The 15,193-nt window shown below is 73.4% G+C and carries 11 protein-coding genes; 6 read left to right on the top strand and 5 right to left on the bottom strand.

Annotated features, from left to right (window positions below; all coding sequences use genetic code 11):
- A partial coding sequence (locus Q5762_RS22170) for a hypothetical protein (RefSeq protein WP_399495229.1) occupies nucleotides 1-448 on the bottom strand: 448 nt, incomplete at its 3' end.
- A 235-nt stretch (nucleotides 449-683) separates the two neighbouring features.
- Here Q5762_RS22170 and Q5762_RS22165 point away from each other — a divergent pair.
- Genes Q5762_RS22165 through Q5762_RS22145 form a run of 5 tightly spaced genes read left to right on the top strand, consistent with a single transcriptional unit; the run spans nucleotide 684 to nucleotide 6,568 of the window.
- Nucleotides 684-2,558 carry an ABC transporter substrate-binding protein gene (locus Q5762_RS22165; protein WP_315893938.1) on the top strand — a complete coding sequence of 625 codons (1,875 nt, stop codon included), beginning with the start codon at nucleotides 684-686 and terminating at the stop codon, nucleotides 2,556-2,558.
- A gap of 59 nt (nucleotides 2,559-2,617) precedes the next feature.
- Nucleotides 2,618-3,688 (top strand): ABC transporter permease, encoded by a 1,071-nt coding sequence (locus Q5762_RS22160; RefSeq protein ID WP_399495228.1) that lies wholly within the window; start codon nucleotides 2,618-2,620, stop codon nucleotides 3,686-3,688.
- Nucleotides 3,685-4,572, top strand: a complete 888-nt coding sequence (locus Q5762_RS22155; protein ID WP_315893937.1) for an ABC transporter permease — start codon at nucleotides 3,685-3,687, stop codon at nucleotides 4,570-4,572. The genes Q5762_RS22160 and Q5762_RS22155 overlap by 4 nt, the downstream gene beginning before the upstream one ends.
- Nucleotides 4,569-5,537, top strand: coding sequence for an ABC transporter ATP-binding protein (locus tag Q5762_RS22150; protein ID WP_315893936.1), 969 nt, complete (start codon nucleotides 4,569-4,571; stop codon nucleotides 5,535-5,537). The genes Q5762_RS22155 and Q5762_RS22150 overlap by 4 nt, the downstream gene beginning before the upstream one ends.
- Nucleotides 5,534-6,568 (top strand): ABC transporter ATP-binding protein, encoded by a 1,035-nt coding sequence (locus Q5762_RS22145; RefSeq protein WP_315893935.1) that lies wholly within the window; start codon nucleotides 5,534-5,536, stop codon nucleotides 6,566-6,568. Before Q5762_RS22150 ends, Q5762_RS22145 begins: the two co-directional genes overlap by 4 nt.
- A 69-nt stretch (nucleotides 6,569-6,637) precedes the next feature.
- On the opposite strand, the gene Q5762_RS22140 is transcribed toward Q5762_RS22145, so the two are convergent.
- Complete coding sequence (locus Q5762_RS22140; protein ID WP_315893934.1) at nucleotides 6,638-7,606, bottom strand: hypothetical protein; 969 nt, start codon at nucleotides 7,604-7,606, stop codon at nucleotides 6,638-6,640.
- A gap of 31 nt (nucleotides 7,607-7,637) precedes the next feature.
- Complete coding sequence (locus tag Q5762_RS22135) at nucleotides 7,638-8,768, bottom strand: type III polyketide synthase (protein ID WP_315893933.1); 1,131 nt, start codon at nucleotides 8,766-8,768, stop codon at nucleotides 7,638-7,640.
- Nucleotides 8,769-8,969: 201 nt separating this feature from the next.
- Here Q5762_RS22135 and Q5762_RS22130 point away from each other — a divergent pair, with 201 nt between their 5' ends.
- Nucleotides 8,970-10,229 carry a cytochrome P450 gene (locus Q5762_RS22130; RefSeq protein ID WP_315893932.1) on the top strand — a complete coding sequence of 420 codons (1,260 nt, stop codon included), beginning with the start codon at nucleotides 8,970-8,972 and terminating at the stop codon, nucleotides 10,227-10,229.
- Nucleotides 10,230-10,249: 20 nt separating this feature from the next.
- On the opposite strand, the gene Q5762_RS22125 is transcribed toward Q5762_RS22130, so the two are convergent.
- Together Q5762_RS22125 and Q5762_RS22120 are read right to left on the bottom strand one after the other, a co-directional pair.
- Nucleotides 10,250-11,206, bottom strand: coding sequence for a bifunctional riboflavin kinase/FAD synthetase (locus tag Q5762_RS22125; protein WP_315893931.1), 957 nt, complete (start codon nucleotides 11,204-11,206; stop codon nucleotides 10,250-10,252).
- Nucleotides 11,207-11,237: 31 nt separating this feature from the next.
- The gene (locus Q5762_RS22120; protein ID WP_315893930.1) at nucleotides 11,238-15,098 is read right to left on the bottom strand and encodes a trypsin-like peptidase domain-containing protein; all 3,861 of its coding nucleotides are present in this window, start codon (nucleotides 15,096-15,098) and stop codon (nucleotides 11,238-11,240) included.
- Between the last annotated feature and the right edge of the window lie 95 nt (nucleotides 15,099-15,193).

Raw genomic sequence — 15,193 nt, 5'->3', positions numbered from 1 at the left:
GCCGATGCCCGGGCAGCCGATTCCCGGTCAGCAGATGCCCGGTCAGCAGATGCCGGGGCAGCCGATGCCCGGGCAGCCGATTCCCGGTCAGCAGATGCCCGGTCAGCAGATGCCGGGGCAGCCGATGCCCGGGCAGCAGCCGTACCCGCCACAGCCCATGCCGGGACAGCAGATGCCCGGTCAGCCCATGCCCGGTCAGCCCATGCCCGGGCAGGCCGACCCCGGTCAGCAGCCGTACCCCCCGCAGCAGGCGCAGCCGTACGCGCCCCAGCCGTACCCCCAGGCCCAGGCGCAGCCGTACCCCCAGCCCTACCCGCCGCAGGCCGGTCAGCCCGGCCAGCCCGGCGTCCCCCAGGGCTGGCAGCAGCCCCCGGCCCAGCCGGGAGCCCCGCAGCCGCCCGCCGATCCGAACGCGCCCGTACCTCCGCCCGCCGGTTGGCCGCAGCAACAGCCGCAGCAGGGCCAGCAGACGCCTCCGCAGCCTCCGCCAGCCCCTCAGCAGTAAGGCGTCACAGGAGTAGACCAATGAGGCCCCGCACCGGCTCCCCGGTGCGGGGCCTCCTCGCATTCCCGCAGTCCACAAGGGGTTTGAGTCATCGTTGACGACCCTCGTCCAGCGCTGATAAACCTTCGCTTCACCAGTTGGCGCCCAAGATCCACGACGCGAGGTACGTCCTATGGTCATGGTCACGAAGGTCCCGCCCCGCCCCGCCGCCCCCCGAAGAATCGCCGCCCGACTCCCCCGGCTGCTCCTCGCCGCAGGCGTCGCCGCCACCGCGCTCACCGCCGTCCCGCAGGTCAGCGCCCCGTCCGCGCACGCCGCCGACGGTGACGCGAAGAGCGGCGGCACCACCCTCACCGTCGCCGTCTCGCAGAGCGTCGACTCGCTGAGCCCGTTCCTCGCCCAGAAGCTCGTCTCGACCAGCATCCACCGTCTGGCGTACGAGTACCTGACGAACTACGACGCGAAGGACGCCAAGCCGATCCCGGGTCTGGCGACCGAGTGGAAGCCCTCGGCCGACAAGCTGACCTGGACGTACACGATCCGCAAGGACTCGAAGTGGTCCGACGGGAAGCAGGCCACCGCCGAGGACGCCGCCTGGACCTTCAACAAGATGATGACGGACGAGAACGCCGCCACCGCGAACGGCAGCTTCACGGCCAACTTCAAGAAGGTCACCGCGCCCGACCCGCAGACGCTCGTCATCGAGCTGAAGAAGCCGCAGGCCACGATGACGGCGCTCGACGTGCCGATCGTGCCGAAGCACGTCTGGGAGACGGTCGGCGACTTCTCGAAGTTCAACAACGACCAGCAGTTCCCGGTCGTCGGCAACGGCCCCTTCGTCATCACGGACTTCAAGGTCGACCAGTACATCAAGATGAAGCCGAACAAGAGCTTCTGGCGCGGCGCCCCCCAGTTCGACGAGCTGGTGTTCAAGTACTATAAGGACGGTGACGCGGCCGTCGCCGCGCTGCAGAAGGGTGAGGTGTCCTTCGTACCGAACCTGACGCCCGCTCAGGCCGACGCCCTGAAGTCCATGAAGAACATCAAGGTCAACGACGCTCCCGGCCGGCGCTTCTTCGCCCTGGCCACCAACCCGGGCGCGCGCTCCAAGGACGGCAAGACGTTCGGCAACGGGCATCCCGCGCTGCTCGACCCGGCCGTCCGCAAGGCGCTCTTCCTCGCCGTCGACCGGACCACGATCGTCGACAAGGTCTTCCAGGGCCGCGCCGTCGAGGGCGAGGGCTACATCCCGCCGCGCTTCGAGTCGTACTTCTGGAAGCCGAGCGCCGAGCAGAAGCGGGGCTACGACCCGGCCAAGGCCGCGCAGCTCCTGGACCAGGCCGGGTACAAGAAGAACGGCGAGGGGAAGCGGGCCGGCAAGGACGGCAGGGCGCTGGACTTCCGGATCCTCTGCCACGCCACCGACCCGAACGACAAGGCTACGGCCAAGTACCTCCAGGAGTGGTGGGGCGAGCTCGGCATCGGCCTGAAGGTCGAGTGCCTCGACAACGTCGGCGACCCGTGGACCAAGGGCGACTACGACCTCGCCTTCGACGGCTGGTCGGTCAACCCCGACCCCGACTACGTCCTGTCGATCCACACCTGCGGCACGCTGCCCGCGACCCCGAAGGACACCGGCGCCACCGACAACTTCATCTGCGACCAGCAGTTCGACGCGCTCTACGCGCAGCAGGCGGTGGAGTACGACGCCGCCAAGCGGGCGGATCTGGTCAAGCAGATGCAGTCCAGGCTGTACGACACGGGGTACATGAACATCATGGCCTACCCGAACGCCGTGGAGGCGTACCGCACGGACCAGATCAAGACCATCACGACCATGCCGGCGGCCGCCGGCAACCTGTGGGGCCAGGACGGCTACTGGAGCTGGTGGTCGGCCGAGCCGGCCACCTCCGCCGCCGGGTCCGAGTCCGGCTCCGACGGCGGTTCGTCCACCGGAGTGATCGTCGGCATCGGCGCGGCCGTGGTCGTCGTGGTCGGGATCGGGATCTTCCTCGGCATCCGGCGCCGGTCCACCGCCGACGACCGCGAGTAGCCGAGTAGACCCGTAGACGACCAGACGACCAGACGACCAGACGGGCGAAGAGCGACGACGTGACGACGGCAAGCACGCCAAGCACCCCCGCCGACGTGGCGCGGACCGAACCGGTCCGCGCCACGGACGGCGCCTCCCGCACCGGGACGACCCTCCAGTACCTCCGTTACGTGGCCGGCAAGCTGGGCGGCGCCGCCGTCTCGCTCTTCGCCGTGCTGGTCACCAGTTTCTTCCTGTTCCGGATCATCCCCGGCGACCCGGTCAAGGCGATGACCCAAGGCGTCCCCACCTCGGCTGAACAACTGGCCACCCTACGACGGCAGTTCGGTCTCGATCTGCCGATGTGGCAGCAGTTCACCGACTACTGCGCCAAGGCGCTGAGCGGCGATCTCGGCACCTCGTACCAGTTCCACGCGCCGGTCGGCGATCTCATCGCGCAGAAGCTGCCGGCGACGCTGCTGCTCACCGGTGTCGCCGTGGTCCTCTACTCGGCGCTCGGGCTGTGGCTCGGTACCCGCTCCGCCTGGAACCACGGCGGTCTCGGCGACAAGGTGAGCACGGGCGTCGCGCTGACCCTGTGGTCGGTGCCCTCGTTCTGGCTCGGGCTGCTCCTGATCACCGTCTTCTCGGTCGGCGTCGGGCCGATCCCGGGGCTCTTCCCGACCGGCGGCATGGAGTCGGGCACGGGCGAGACCGGCTTCGCGTACGCCCTCGACGTCGCGCACCACATGGTGCTGCCGGTGGTCACCCTGGTGGCGGTCGGGTACGCGCAGACGCTGCTGGTGATGCGCTCCTCGCTGCTCGACGAGATGGGCAGCGACTATCTGACGACCGCGCGGGCGAAGGGGCTGCGGGACGACGCCGTACGGCGCCGGCACGCCGTTCCGAACGCGCTGCTGCCGACGGTGACCATGATCTTCATCAACCTGGGCCATGTGGCGGCCGGTTCGATCCTGGTGGAGACGGTGTTCTCCTGGCCTGGGCTCGGCGGGCTGTTCTACCAGGCGCTCAGCGTGCCCGATCTCCCGCTCGTCCAGGGCCTGTTCGTGGTCTTCGCCGGCGCGATGATCGTGATGAACCTGATCGCCGACCTGCTCTATCCGCTGCTCGACCCCCGGGTGGGCCGATGACGACCTCTCTGACCTGGACGCGGCGCAGGAACGCCGTGTCCCGCTTCTGGCAGCAGTACCGCACCCACCGGGCCGGGCTCTACGGTCTCGCCGGGCTCGCCCTGATCGCGCTGCTCGCGCTCACCGCCCCACTGACCGTCGGCGCGGACGTGCAGTCGGTGACGAACGCGCGGGGTACGGCGCTGGAGTCGCCGAGCGCCGAATTCCCGCTCGGGACCGACCAGTTCGGGCGCTCGCTGCTCGGCCTGCTGATCTGGGGCGCGCGGATCTCGCTGCTCGTCGGCCTGCTCGCGGCGGCGCTCTCGGTCGCCATCGGCACGCTCGTCGGGATCATCGCCGGGCACTACGGCGGCTGGTTCTCGACGGTCGTCATGCGGATCACCGACTGGTTCCTCGTCATGCCGACCCTCGTCCTCGCGATCGTCCTGGCGACCGTGATGTCCCGCTCGATGTGGACGGTGATCCTCGCGATCGGCGTCACCAGCTGGCCGACCACGGCCCGCCTGGTCCGCGCCCAGACGATCGCGGTGGAGTCCCGCCCGTACATCGAGCGGGCCACGGCGCTCGGCGGTGGCCATGGGCACATCATGAGCCGGCACGTGCTGCCGAACGTGATGCCGCTGGTCCTCGCGCAGACCACGCTCGGCATCTCGACCGCGATCCTCACCGAGGCGACCCTGGCCTTCCTCGGCCTCGGCGACCCGACGGTGGTCTCCTGGGGCGGCATGCTGCAGGACGCGCGGGAGGCGGGCGCGGTCTCGTCCGGCCACTGGTGGTATCTCGCCCCGCCCGGGATCGCGATCGCGCTGGTCGCGCTCGCCTTCACGCTGTGCGGACGGGCTGTCGAGTCCGTCCTCAACCCGAAGCTGGGGGTGGGTCGATGAGCCTGCTGGAGGTACGGAACCTGAGCGTGACGTACGGGTCGGGGGCGTCCGCCGTCCCCGCCGTACGGGGCGTCGACCTCACCCTCGCGGCTGGGCAGAAGCTCGGGGTCGCGGGCGAGTCGGGGTGCGGGAAGTCGACGATAGCGCTGGCCCTGCTGCGCCTGCTGCCGCCGTCCGCGACGCTGACCGGGCAGATCCTGCTCGACGGCGAGGACGTCCTCGCCATGAAGTGGGGGCGGCTGCGGGCGGTCCGCTGGGCGGGGGCGTCGATCGTCTTCCAGGGCGCGATGCACTCGCTGAACGCGGTGCGGCGGATCGGCGACCAGATCGCGGAGCCGCTGCTCGTGCACGGGCGTCCGACGCCGGCGGCGGCGCGGAAGCGGGTCGGGGAGCTCCTGGAGCACGTCGGGCTGCCGGCGGCGCGGGCGGCGGCCTATCCGCACGAGCTGTCCGGCGGGCAGCGGCAGCGGGTGATGATCGCGATGGCCCTGGCCTGCGATCCGCGGCTGATCGTGGCGGACGAGCCGACGACGGCGCTCGACGTGATGATCCAGGCGCAGATCCTGCGGCTGATCGAGCGACTGGTGGCGGACGACGACATCAGCCTGCTGATGATCAGCCACGATCTGGCGGTCCTCGCCGACACCTGCGACCGGCTCGCGGTGATGTACGCCGGGCGCGTGGTCGAGGAGGGCCCGGCGCGGGCGGTGTACGACGCGGCCGAGCATCCGTACGGGCGGGCGCTGTCCTCGGCCTTCCCGAGGATCGGCGACCCGGCGTCCCGGCGGGCGCCGCGCGGCCTGCCGGGCGATCCACCGGACCCGGCCGATCTGCCGGGCGGGTGCGCGTTCCATCCGCGCTGCCCGGTGGCGGTGGACGACGTCTGTGGCGTACGGGACCAGGAGCTGCGGGACGCCGGCGCGGGGCGCCGGGCGGCCTGCGTACATGTGGGGAGTGGCTCATGAACCCGTTGACCCAGGACGGGGCTGGGGCATCGGCCGGCGCGCCGACCGCGACCGGGCCGCTGCTGTCGGCGAGCGGGCTGCGCGTCACCTTCCCCGGGCGGCGGGGCGCGCCGGCCGCGCGCGCGGTGGACGGGGTGGATCTGGACATCGGCCCCGGGGAGATCGTGGCGCTCGTCGGCGAGTCCGGGTGCGGCAAGACGACGCTGGCGCGGTCGCTGCTCGGCCTGGTGCCGCCGACGGCCGGCGCGGTCACCTTCGCCGGTGAGCCGCTCTCGTACACCTCCCGCGCCCTCAAGGCGTACCGCAGACGCGCCCAGCTGGTCCTCCAGGACCCCAGCGGCTCGCTGAACCCCCGGCACACCGTGTACGAGGCGGTGGCCGAGGGGCTGCGCATCCACGGGTACGAGGGGGACGAGCGGGCGGCGGTCGGGGAGGCCCTTTCGCGGGCCGGTCTACGGCCGCCGGAGCGTTTCTTCCTGCGGTACCCGCACGAGCTGTCGGGCGGTCAGCGCCAGCGCGTCGTCATCGCGGGCGCGCTGGTCCTCCAGCCGGAGCTGATCGTCGCGGACGAGCCGGTGGCCTCGCTGGACGCGTCGGTACGGGGCGAGATCCTGGCGCTGCTGCTACGGCTCCGGGACGAGCTGGGGCTCTCGGCGCTGGTCGTGACGCACGACCTGGGACTCGCGTGGAACATCGCGGACCGGGTGGCGGTGATGTACCTGGGGCGGATCGTCGAGACCGGCACGGTGGAGTCCGTACTGACGTCTCCTCAGCATCCGTACACCCGGGCGCTGTTGTCGGTGCTCCCGGAGTCCGAGGGCGCGCCGGTGGTGCTGACCGGCGAGCCCCCGGACCCGGCCCGCATCCCGTCCGGCTGCCGCTTCCACGCCCGCTGCCAGGTCCTCGCCTCGGGCGAGGCCGCCCCGGTGGCGGAGCGCTGCCGCACCGAGGACCTCCCGGTCCTCGCGGGCGGCGGCACACGGGACGTGGCCTGCCACTGGGTGCGGTCCGGGGCCGTCGACGGCGCCTGACCCGCGGACACGCTTCCGGCTCGCCCGGGTGGACAGGGCGAGCCGGGAACGTGCGGTGCCTGCGGGGCTTCAGGGGGTGGGGGCGCCCTCGACCTGCTCGGAGGCGAGGTCGGCCGCCGGTTCGGCCGCCGGCTCGGCCGCCGGCTCGGCCGCCGGCTTCGCCGGAGACTCGGGGGCCGAGGGGTTCGGCGGCTTCTGGCCGCTGTCCGACGGGGCGCTCTTCGGCGGCAGGATCTCGCAGCCGCTGATCGACGTCCGCGTCGAGACCGACTTCACCCTGCAGTCGTCCTTGCCGACACCGGCGTCGACGCTCCCCCAGTGCTCGCCCACGATCAGGATCGAGCCGTCGGGGCCGCTGATCGTGTCGTCGCCCGGACCTGCCTGGATGAGGCCGCCGGACTCCGGGCCGAGGGCCTTCGCCTCGATGGTGTCGTTCTCGCTGCCGCCGAGGACCCGAGCGGAGAAGTCGATCGTGCCGACCTTGATGATGTCGACGCCGTCGTTGCCGGTCACGATGCCGCCGCCGCGGTTGAACTTGGTGGGCGCGCCGGAGACCGAGCCGGTGGTGATCTTGTCGTTGCCGTCGTCGCCGTGGACGACGGCCCCCTTGGCGCCGTCGCCGACGACCGTGGCGACCTTGATGACGTCGTTGCCGCGGTTGCCGCGGACCATGCTGAAGCTGTTCTGCGGCACGAGGTGCTTGGCGCGGATGACGTCGTCGCCTTCTCCGCCGCTGATGGCGGAGTCGATGACGAGGCCGCGGACCTCGATCATGTCGTTGCCGTCACCGCCCCAGACCGTGACGTTCTCCAGGTCGCTGTCGCAGAAGATGTAGTCGTCCTTCTCGGTGCCGCTGACCAGCTCTCCTGGCGGCGCGGAGACGCCGTTGATCCAGCACTGGTGCATGGGCACCTTGCCCTGGGGCACCGCCTGGGCGGGCGCACCGGCGAGGGACGCGGCGGCGACGCCGGCGAGCAGCGCGGTGAGCGCGGCCGGGCCGCGCACGGCCCGACGGCGGGAGGGTGGCGTGAGGGGCATGCGGGTCTCCTTATGCGGAACGGGTCGGGTGTCAGGCGGTCGGTGCCGACTGGACGGGGGCCGGGCATCCGACGATGCGGCGGGCGTTCAGGTCGGGCTCCAGGAACGGCACGACCGACGTCGTCCACCGCCCCAGGCACATCTCCGCCGTGATGCCGGGCCCGAACCCGGCGATGATGCCGCGCGCGCCCTCGGGCAGCCCGCCGGCGTCGAAGAGCCTGCGCACCGCGTCCAGGACGACGGCGCTGGCGATATTGCCGTACTCGGTGAGCGTCGCCCGGCTGAACCGGAAGGACTCGGGCGGGACTTCGAGGAAGCGGCTCAGATCGTCGAGGATGCGCGGCCCGCCGGCGTGGATGATGTAGAAGTCCAGGGCGCTCGCGTCCCAGCCGTGCTCGCCCGCGATCTCGCGGAGCGCCGGGGCCAGCGGCTCCATGGTGGTCGGCACCCGCTTGTCGAGCAGGAAGTGGAAGCCGGTGGCCCGGACGCTGTACGCGATCCAGTCCTCGGTGTCCGGGACCAGATGGGAGTTGTTGCGCTCCAGGGCGATCCCGGTGCCGCCCCGGCCCCGTACGACCGCCGCCGCGACCGCGTCGCCGAACAGGCCGTTGGAGAGCAGCGACCCCACCCCGAGGTCGGTGGGCTGGTAGCAGAGCGAGCAGAACTCGCAGGCCACGATGAGGACGTTCGCGTCGGGGTACGCCACGCAGAAGTCGTGCGCCCGGTTGATCGCCGAGCCGCCGGCCGCGCAGCCGAGCTGGGCGATGGGGACCTGCCGGGTGTGGCTGGGGAAGCCCATCGTGTTGATCAGCCAGGCGGTGAGCGACGGCATCATGAAGCCCGTGCACGACACGTAGACGATCATGTCGATGTCGGCGGGGCGCAGCCCCCCGTGGCGCAGGGCCTCCTCGACGACCTTCGGGACGCGGGCCTTGGCCTCCTTCTCGTAGAGCGCGTTCCGCTCCTCGAATCCGGGGTGCTTGAGCGTCTCCTGGATGGGCTGCACGATGTGCCGCTGGGTGACGCCGGTGTTCTCGATCAGCCGGAGGGCCAGCGGCAGTTGGGGGTGGTCGGCGTGCAGCGAACGAGCGAGGGCGAGCGTCTCCTCCCTCGTGATCACGTACTCGGGTACGGACACCGCGGGTTTGCACAGAGTCACCACGACAGTCGCTCCTTCGTTCTCGTACACCGCGAACTGCCGCCACACTCACCCGGTGACGCGCACCCCGCAACCGCGAGCGTCGCCGGAGGCACACAGCGCGTGATACGGAGCGTGACCGGCGCCTCCGGATGCCGTGCTCCGTCCGGGGGGCTGTCGTCGCTCGGCGTGTCGCGGCCGCCCCGCACCGGGAACAGCCTCCTCATGACCTCCGAGATGACCTCCGGGACGGCCCCCGAGACGGCCTCCGAACCGACCGCCGCGGCCGAGCGCTGCCCGGTCCGCACCTGGGCGGTCGACGACCTGCCCGCGCTCGAGTTCGACCCCCTGCTCACCGAGCTGCTCCACAAGGAGCCGGTGGCCCGCATCCGGCTGCCGTTCGCCGCCGACAACGAGGCGTGGCTGGTCACGCGGTACGAGGACGTACGCGCGGTGACCTCCGATCCGCGGTTCAGCCGAACGGCCCTCCTCGACCGCATGGTCACCGGCATGACCGGCCACATGGTCGCCTCGAAGGCCGCCCTGAACTACGCCGATCCGCCGTACCACACGCAGCTGCGCAAGGCCGTGACCAGGACGTTCACCGGCCACAACACCAAGCGGCTGCGCCCGATGGCGCAGGCGTCCGCAGACCGGCTGCTCGACGCGATGGAGGAGGCGGGCAGGCCCGCCGATCTGATGCGCCATCTGCACGGCCCGCTGCCGATGGCCGTGGTGTGCGATCTGCTCGGCATCCCGGAGGAGGACCGGGCGGAGCTGGCCTCCTGGCCGGACCTGATCCTGTCCTCGGGCCCGGGACCGGAGAGCAGCCGGGCGGCCAAGGCGCAGATCCACGGCTACATCACCCGGTTGCTCGACCGGCGCCGCGCCGAGCCGCAGGACGATCTCGCCGGGGAGCTCGCGGAGTCCCTGGCGGAGGGCCGGATCTCCCTCGACGAGGCCGTCTCGCTGGCCATGGCGATCCTGATCAGCGGCGCGCACGCGGTCCGCAACAACAGCGCCAACATGGTGTATCTGCTGCTCACCCGGCCGGAGCTGATGGCCCGGCTGCGCGCGGAGCCGGAGCTGCTGCCGAGCGCCGTGGACGAGTTGCTGCGCTGGATCCCGCACCGCAACGGCGTCGGGCTGCCGCGGATCGCCACCGAGGACGTCGAGGTGGGTGGGGTGCTGATCCGGGCGGGCGAGGCGGTGTACGCGTCCTACCTCGCCGCCAACCGTGACCCGTCGGTCTTCGAGGACCCGCACGAGGTGGACTTCGACCGGGAGGGCATCGGCCATGTCTCCTTCGGTCACGGTCCGCACCACTGCATGGGCGCGATGCTCACCCGGATGGAGTCCGAGGTGATGATCTCGACCCTGCTGCGACGCTATCCGGAGCTGCGGCTCGCGGGCCCGCCGGAGGAAACGGTTTTCCAGTCGAAGGGCCTGATCCGAGGCCCGAGGGAGCTGGTCGTCACCTGGTGACGGGGCGCTTGGTGGGCGCCTCAGCCCTTCCGGTCGTACGCCTCGGTGAGTTCGCGGGAGCGCTTCACGTCCCCGGCCATCGCTTCGAGCAGGTCGTCCAGGGTGTCGAACTTGAGCATGCCGCGGACGTACGACAGGAAGTCGACGGCCACGTGCAGGCCGTAGAGGTCGAGGCCCTCGCGGTCGATGGCGTACGCCTCGACGGTCCGCTCGGTGCCGTCGAACTGGGGGTTCGTGCCGACCGAGATCGCGGCCGGCATGCGCTCCCCGGCGGCGGTCAGCCAGCCGGCGTACACGCCGTCGGCGGGGATCGCGGTGTGCGGCAGGGTCTCGACGTTGGCCGTCGGGAAGCCGAGCTCGCGGCCGCGCTGCGCGCCCCGGACGACGATGCCCTCGACGCGGTGCGGGCGGCCGAGGATCTCGGCGGCGCCCTCCACGTCGCCCTCGGCGATCAGGCGGCGGGTGAGCGTCGAGGAGAACGGCTCGCCGCCGCCCGCCGTACCGCTCACGAAGAGGTCGATGACCTCGACCTCGTAGTCGTACGTGCCGCCGAGCTCCGCGAGGAAGGCGACGTTGCCGGCGGCGCGGTGGCCGAAGCGGAAGTTGGGGCCCTCGATGACGGCCTTCGCGTGCAGCTTGTCGACGAGGACCTTCACGATGAAGTCCGCCGCGGACAGCTGCGAGAACTCGGCCGTGAACGGCAGGACGAGGACCGCGTCCACGCCCAGCTCCGCCATCAGCTCGGCGCGGCGGGGGTGCGGGGCGAGCAGCGGCGGGTGGCTGCCGGGCCGCACGACCTCGGAGGGGTGCGGCTCGAAGGTGACGACGACCGAGGGGACGCCCAGCGCACGGGCGCGTTCCACCGCCCGCCCGATGATCAGCTGGTGCCCGCGGTGCACCCCGTCGTAGGAGCCGATGGTGACGACGCTGCGCCCCCAGTCCTGGGGGATGTCCTCCAAGCCACGCCAGCGCTGCACTGTGACCGCTCCTCGTCCGCCTGTTCGCCGATTACGCCGGTCTAAGACTGCCATGCCCAGGGCCGTCCCCTCGCATCGGCATGGAACTGCCGAGCCGCTGGACCGTACGGCGGGTGCTGGGGCCGACGACGACGGCCCAGTCGTCGGGCGCTGCGGCCAGCCAGCCGGCCAGCTGCGCGGCGAACGCGGGCACCTCGCGGGCCAGCTGGACGAGCCGCCGGTCGAGGCGGGTGGCGCCGTCCGGGGTACGGACGAGGAGGAGCCCGGCGCGGTGGACGAGCGCGCGGGTGCGGACCTCGGGGCGGCGTGCGCAGTCGAGGGCGGCGGCGCGGAGCAGGGCGTCGAGGACGTCGAGGTCGTGTGACACGTACCGCTCGTGATCGAGGAGTACGTCGAGGAGTTCGGTCCGCAGGAGGCGGGAGGCGCCGGTGCCGGGGGCGGCGAGGACGGGCACGAGGCCGCGGCGGACTTGGCTCGATCGGCCCCGGATCAGCGCGGCGACGAGCGGGAAGAGGACGGCCCGGGCGACGGGCCCCTCTTCGAGGCGGCGGTCGATGAAGGCGGCGGCGTGGTGGACGCCGTCGGGGTGGCGGTCGACGTAGCCGCCGACCAGGGCGGCGGCGCGGCGGGCGAGGGCGGGGGTGGTGACCTCGGCGAGCGCCCGCAGGGTCTCCCCGGCGGCCTCCCCGGAGCCGTGCAGCCGCGCCTGGAGGGCGGCGAGGACGGGTTCGGGGTGGGTGGCGATCGCGGTGGTGAGCGCGGTCGCGGGGACCCGGGGGTCGGTCAGGGCGCGGGGCAGATGGCGGGCGCGGGTGTGCGGGTCGCGGACGAGCAGGCCGAGGGCGGGGCCGTGCAGGGGGGCGTCGGCGGGGCGGGCGAGCAGGGCGAGGGCGGCGTAGCGGAGGAGTTCGCGGTCGGGGCCGGTGGTGACGTGGGGAGCGACGAGGCCGCCGTACGTGGCCGCGGCGGCGCGGCGGGCGGGCCGGCCGTCGTCGTGGGCCCAGCGGTCGACGGCCCGGCAGACGGCGGCCGGCTCGTCCTCGGTGAGCGCGACGAGCAGCCCCTCGGCGAGGGGGTGCGCGGTGGCGACGAGCGCCTCGCACAGGTCGTCGACGGCGAGTCGGCGATGGGTGTGCAGGAGGGCCTGCGCGGCGGTGCCGACGGTGGCGTGCGGTGCGGCGGCGAGGGCGCGCCCGTCGCCGAACCAACGGCAGAGCAGCGGCTGTACCCCCCGGGGCTCGGCGACGAGCCGCGCGGCGACGACATCGAGGACGCGGGGCGCTGCGTGGCTCCCGGGCGGCGGGTCGGCGGGCACGAGCCGCCGCAGCAGATCGACGAGCTCGTCCTCCCCGACCCGCAGGGCCGCCCAGAAGTCGGGCCCGAAGAGCGCGGACGGTACGGGGGCCGCGCCCTCGGGGCCGTCGGGACGCCCGTCCGGCGGGGCGCCCGGCTGAGGCCGCGCCGCAGACCCCGTGGTGCCGGCGCCGCCCCCGCTCGACACGGCGGGCAGAACGCCGGGCGGGAACGCCGCCACCGCCGGTACGGAGCCGGGCCGGGCCGGCGGGGCGGAGGCCTCGGGCGCCCGTGGGCCGGGGCCGTACCCCGACGAAGGGCGCGGGACGAAGCCTGGCGGGAGCGCCGCCCCCGGTACGGAACCGGGCGCGCGGGGCGGGAGCACGGCACCGGGTACGGAAGCGGGGGCGGGCGGCTCGCCTCGCGGGACCGGCGGGGCGCTCGCCCGGGGCGGGCGTGGGGTCGGGAGGGTGCCCAGGTGGTCGGCCAGGTGGTGGAGGGTCGGGAGGTACGGCCTGGGGTCCGGGAGGCGGGGGAGGGTCTGGGCCAGGAGCCGGGAGGCCCACCAGGACGCGTCGGCGGCGGCCGCCGCCACGGCCTCGACCAGGCCGGTCAGACGGCGCCCGAGCACCTCGGGGCCGTGTTCGCGGTCCATCAGGAGAAGCGCCTGCACCACGGGGCCGATCCGGTGACGCGGTACGGGGAGGGGGTGCCGTTCCACGGCCGCGTGCGGGGAGCCGGGGCGGGCCGGGAGGCGGATCGCGGCGTCGTCCTCGCCCCGGCGGCGCACCAGTGCGTGCAGGGCCCCGTCGACGTCCAGGTGGGCGCCCTGGATCCAGTCGGCGAGCTCCTCGTGACCGAAGCGGTAGCCGGAGCCGGCCGGGACGACGAGCCCCTCGGTCAGGACGGCTGAGGCCCAGCCCGTCCGCCAGGGGAAGACCTCCTCGAACGAACCCCGGTCCAACTCCCCCTGCCCCGGCCCCAGGCACCGGCGGGCCGCCTCGTGCACCCGCCCGGCGACGCGCGCGGCGAGCCGGCGTACGTCCGTTCCGCGCGGAACGGGCCGCGTCCCGGCGGCGATCCGTACCGCGACCCGCAGGCACATCAGGTCGAGGTACGCCCCGAACACCTCCTCCCGCCCGGGCCGCCCCGGCGCTCCCCCGGGCACGGCCTCCCGCACCTCGGCGAGCAGCCGCAGCACGAGCGGATGGCGCGCGTCCTCGGCCGCCAGATCGCTCGCCGCCAGCCCGTACCTCGCCCGCGCGAGCACCGCCTCGTCCTCGGTCAACTCCCCGACCCACACGCCCCCGGGCACGACCGGCGGGCCACCCGCATCGGCCCCCGCCGGTACAGCCGACAGCCCGCCCGGCGGATCCGCCACGCCCAGGTCCACCCGCCCGGCCGTCCGCGGCGCGTGCAGCGTGCCCGGGCTGTACAGGCGGAGGGCCTGTTCCCAGTGTTCCGGGCGGCAGCCGAGCATCAGGCGGGTGTCGTGGCCGCGGAGCCAGGATTCCGTGCCCGTCGTCCAGTCGGCGAGGCGGTGCGCCAGGGCGGGGGGCATTTCCTCCGGGCCGTCGAGGACGACGAGCAGCTCCCGACCCGACTCGCGGGCGAGCAACGCCGCGCGTTCGGGGGTGGCCGTCGACGTGTCGCCGCGAACCCCCGACGCCCCCACGATCCGGCCCGCCTGGCGCAGCACGCGGCCCACCGCGTCCGCGACCGAGGTGTCGTCCGGGCGCAGGTCCGCCCCGCGCAGCCAGATCGTGGCGGCGGGCTCGTCGCCGCTCGCCCGCTCGGCGCAGTGCGCGGCGAGGGCGGTCGTCCGGCCGCTGCCGGGCACGCCGACGACGGCGAGGACCAGGGCGTCCGACGCGGCGAAGGAGGCGAACTCCCGCACCAGATGGGCCCGTTCGACCGGCGGCGGCCCCGCCGTCCAGGCCGCGCCGGTCGACGTCGCGGCCAGCTCCAGGACCCCCGCCAGGTTGAGGTCGCGGCCGTAGCACGGCGCGCTCGACGCGTTGCGGCTCAGCAGCTCCGCCAGCGGGCCCACCGGCACCAGGGGCAGCGCGTATCCGGCGGCCCTGTGGTCGCCGTGCAGCGCGGTGCCCAGGACCCCCAGGACGGCTCCCGTCTCCGGGTCCACGACCGGGCCGCCCGTGGCCTGCCCGCCAAGCCGAAGCGCCTCCGCGCCCTCCGTGCCGATGGCCAGCTCCCAGGCCGCCCGGAGGAGCGGGTGCCGGCGGCCGGCGGTCGCGTACGAGACGGGCGCCGTGCCGAGCACCCGGGCCTCTCGCCAGCCGTGCGCGGCGATGCTGACATACATGCCTGACTCGACCTCGGTCCGGGACGAGACCGGCAGCGGCCGGATCCCGAGCCCCTCGGCCCGTACGAGCGCGAGGCCCGTCTCGGGCAGCAGGGTGAGCGTGTCGGCCACGCGGTCGGGCTCCCCGGGCGCGCGCAGCATGATCCGTACGAGCCCTTCGACGGCCTCGTGACTGGTGACGACCGTTCCCCGGTCGTCGGCCACGAACCCCGTTCCGCGCGGTCGGCCCCCCGGATCGCAGATCCGTACCAGCGTGCCGAGGTCCCCGCGTCCCATGGTGTCGACGGTAGGTCGGCGGTGATCACTCCGAGAACCACACCGGCCGAACGCGCCCCCCAGCGCTCCCCCGTTTCACCCCGAGCGCCTGCCCG

This window comes from Streptomyces sp. P9(2023) (genome assembly GCF_032436795.1).
GTDB lineage: Bacteria > Actinomycetota > Actinomycetes > Streptomycetales > Streptomycetaceae > Streptomyces.
Note: the sequence above shows the minus strand (reverse complement) of the source record. Positions and strands in the feature narration are given on the sequence as shown.

Excerpts from the sequence above, each read along its gene's own strand:
- Q5762_RS22165 (WP_315893938.1), top strand. The coding sequence starts at position 684 with ATGGTCACGAAGGTCCCGCCCCGCCCCGCCGCCCCCCGAAGAATCGCC.
- Q5762_RS22155 (WP_315893937.1), top strand. The coding sequence starts at position 3,685 with ATGACGACCTCTCTGACCTGGACGCGGCGCAGGAACGCCGTGTCCCGC.
- Q5762_RS22150 (WP_315893936.1), top strand. The coding sequence starts at position 4,569 with ATGAGCCTGCTGGAGGTACGGAACCTGAGCGTGACGTACGGGTCGGGG.
- Q5762_RS22145 (WP_315893935.1), top strand. The coding sequence starts at position 5,534 with ATGAACCCGTTGACCCAGGACGGGGCTGGGGCATCGGCCGGCGCGCCG.
- Q5762_RS22140 (WP_315893934.1), bottom strand. The coding sequence starts at position 7,606 with ATGCCCCTCACGCCACCCTCCCGCCGTCGGGCCGTGCGCGGCCCGGCC.
- Q5762_RS22130 (WP_315893932.1), top strand. The coding sequence starts at position 8,970 with ATGACCTCCGAGATGACCTCCGGGACGGCCCCCGAGACGGCCTCCGAA.
- Q5762_RS22120 (WP_315893930.1), bottom strand. The coding sequence starts at position 15,098 with ATGGGACGCGGGGACCTCGGCACGCTGGTACGGATCTGCGATCCGGGG.